This is a genomic window from Corallococcus llansteffanensis (assembly GCF_003612055.1).
Classification (GTDB): domain Bacteria; phylum Myxococcota; class Myxococcia; order Myxococcales; family Myxococcaceae; genus Corallococcus; species Corallococcus llansteffanensis.
On the sequence record NZ_RAWB01000851.1, the window covers coordinates 1 to 2,913 of the forward strand.

The 2,913-nt window shown below is 72.1% G+C and carries 2 protein-coding genes and 1 pseudogene; 2 read left to right on the forward strand and 1 reads right to left on the reverse strand.

Annotated features, from left to right (window positions below; all coding sequences use genetic code 11):
* The coding region (mutL, locus tag D7V93_RS41170) for a DNA mismatch repair endonuclease MutL (protein WP_120648446.1) at nt 1-1,191 on the reverse strand (1,191 nt) is incomplete at its 3' end.
* A gap of 102 nt (nt 1,192-1,293) precedes the next feature.
* Between mutL and D7V93_RS41175 the strand changes: the two genes are divergently transcribed.
* Together D7V93_RS41175 and D7V93_RS41180 are read left to right on the forward strand one after the other, a co-directional pair.
* Nucleotides 1,294-2,265: an SDR family oxidoreductase gene (locus D7V93_RS41175; RefSeq protein WP_120648447.1), complete on the forward strand. Its 972-nt coding sequence runs from the start codon at nt 1,294-1,296 to the stop codon at nt 2,263-2,265.
* Nucleotides 2,262-2,913, forward strand: a pseudogene (locus D7V93_RS41180) (hypothetical protein); the annotation flags it as partial. The gene D7V93_RS41175 and the pseudogene D7V93_RS41180, both read left to right, overlap by 4 nt.

Genomic DNA, 2,913 nt, shown 5'->3' on the forward strand with positions numbered 1-2,913 from the left:
GTGTATAAGAGACAGCCCGTAGGGAGCCCCCTGGGGACGGGGCGGCGCGGAGCCACCCGGCGCATCCATCGCCGTGGGCAGCGGCGCGCCCCAGGTGGCCTCCTGGGCGCGGGTGAGGAAGCGCTCCACTGCGTGCGCGTAGTGCGCGGCGTCGCGGGGCGGAGGGTTGGCGGCCTGCTGCTCCGGCGTGCCCAGCCATGGGGCCGCACGCAAGACCCGCGTGAGGGCGGCGCTCAGCGCGTCCTGCACGCCCCGGGCGTCGGCGAAGCGGACCTCCTGCTTCTGGGGGTGGACGTTGACGTCCACCGCGCGGGGCTCCACGTCGATGTGCAGCACCACCACCGGCTGGCGGCCCGCGGGCAGGAAGTCCTGGAACGCGCGCTGCACGGTGCTGATGAGGCCGCGGTCGCGGATGTAGCGGCGGTTGACGAAGGTGTAGAGCCCGCGCGCGTTGGGCAGCGTGTACTCCGGCGACGCGAGGTAGCCCGTCACGCTCACGCCCAGCCGCCGCTCCTCCACCGGGAACAGGTGCGCGAAGGACGCGGGGCCCAGCGCCGCGGCGATGCGCTCGCGCGGATCGTGCTCGCTCGCGGGGCTGGCGAAGAGCTCGTGGCCCTCGTGCGACGCGAAGAAGGCGACCTCCGGGTGCGCGAGCGCGAGGCGCACCACGGACTCCTCGCAGTGCTTGAGCTCGGTGGCGCCCTGGCGCATGAACTTGCGGCGCGCGGGCACGTTGAAGAACAGGTCCTCCACGGTGATGACGGTGCCCACGCGGGGCGGCGCGTCCTCCGCGACGGGCGGGCCTCCGCCCTCCACCGTGACCTTCGTGCCCACGTGCGCTTCGGGCTCCGCGGTGTGAAGCGTGAAGCGCGACACGGAGGCGATGGCGGGGATGGCCTCGCCGCGGAACCCCATGGAGTCGATGTGGAACAGGTCGTCCAGCTCGCGCAGCTTGCTGGTGGCGTGGCGCTCCAGGCAGAGCGTGGCGTCCTCGCGGTTCATGCCGTGGCCGTCGTCGGACACGGTGATGCGGCCCACGCCCCCGCCCTCCAGCTCCACGCGCACGGTGCGGGCGCCCGCGTCGAGCGAGTTCTCGCACAGCTCCTTCACCACGGAGGCGGGGCGTTCCACCACCTCGCCAGCGGCGATCTTGTTGATGAGCACGTCGCTCAGGCGCGCGATTCGGGACATGACGGCCTTCGACCCTCCGCCACCTGGATGACGTTGTCCAGAACATCACCGGCGCACGCGGCTGACATTCCCGGACGGCTGGGCTAACACCCGCCCCTGCGAATGGAAGTGATCCGAGCAGGCAAGGGCCCGATGCGCATCGCGGTGACAGGCGCCAATGGCGACTACGGCAAGCTGCTCCTGCCGAGGCTGGAAGAGGACCCGGCGGTGGAGAGCATCCTCGTGCTCGACACGAAGGAGCCCCAGGGCGCGAAGAAGGTGGAGTTCCACCGGGTGGACCTCACCCGCTACGACGCGGAAGGTGAGCTGACCGACGCGCTCACTGAGCGGCCCGTGGACGCGCTCTTCCACCTGGCGTTCCTTTTCGGACCCATCCTCAACGGCCCCCTGGCGCACGAGCTGGAGGTCATCGGTACGATGAACGTGCTGACGGCGGTGGGCCGCGCGAAGCTGCCGCGGCTGGTGGTGCCGTCGCTCACCGCGACCTACGGGGCCCGGGGCAACAACCCGGCGCTGCTGAGGGAGGGCTCACCCCTGTTCGGCTGTCCGCACAGCCGGTTCGTGAACGACAAGGTGGAGGTCGAAGGTCAGGTGCGGGCCTTCCGCGAACGGCACCCCGACACGCGCACGCTGGTGTTGAGGTTCGCGCCCCTGCTTGGTCGGAGCCTGGACAATCCCGCCACGCGCCTGCTGTCCCAGGCCGTGGTGCCCACGCTGTTGGGGTTCGACCCCCTCTGGCAGGCGGTTCACGAGGAGGACGCGGGCCGGGCGCTGCACCTGGCCCTGCGGGCGGACACGGCGGGAGAGTTCAACATCGTGGGGCGGGGTGTGCTGCCCCTGTCCGGGCTCATCCGCCAGGCGGGCGCGCAACCGCTCCCCCTGCCTGGGCCGTTGTTTCGTGGAGCACTTCGCGCGTTGGGAGTGCTGGGTGCTGGCACGTTGCCGGTGGCCCTGCTCGACTACATGCATTACTCCTGGGTCGCGGACGGAGAACGCGCGGAGTCCGCTCTGGGGTTCGTGCCCCTCCACCACGTCAGGGACGCCGCCGCGGCGCTCCGAAGGAGCCATTCATGACCAAGGGTGTCCTCGGGAATGATCCCTTCCAGCGGGGCGCTGCGCCTCGCGCGGCGGATGCGCAGGGGGGCGGAGCCGACGCGAAGGCCTCGAAGAAGCCGGCCGCTGCGTCCAAGTCCGCCAGGGCCACGAAGGACGGCGCGGGGAAGAGCGCGAAGGCCGCGGGCAAGGGCGGGAATACCAGGGGCGGTGCGAAGGACGCGCAGCGCGCGAAGCCTCCGAAGGGCAGCAAGGGTCGGAGCCCGGACGAGAAGCCGGCCGCGACGCCGCCACGCACTCCCGCCGCCGCGGTCCACAAGTTCGAGTCGCGTGCGAATTCGCGCGACGAGGCTCCGGCCACGAAGTACGGCAGGGACTCCGGCGAGGCCACGCAGGAGGCCAGCGGAGCGACGGCCGCGAAGCATGGGAAGGACTCCGCCGCGGCCACCACGCACGAGGCCAGCGGAGCGACGGCCGCGAAGCATGGGAAGGACTCCGCCGCGGCCACGCACGAGGCCAGCGGAGCGACGGCCGCGAAGCATGGGAAGGACTCCGCCGCGACGACGCACGAGGCCCACGGAGCACCGGCCGGGAAGCGCGGGCATGCGCCTTCGCGCTCCGCGGCGGGACCCGCGCCCCAGGACGAGGAGACGACCCCGCTCCGGGAGC

What these genes read in the sequence shown, in the direction of transcription:
- D7V93_RS41175 (WP_120648447.1), top strand. Translation starts at nt 1,294, where the DNA reads ATGGAAGTGATCCGAGCAGGCAAGGGCCCGATGCGCATCGCGGTGACA.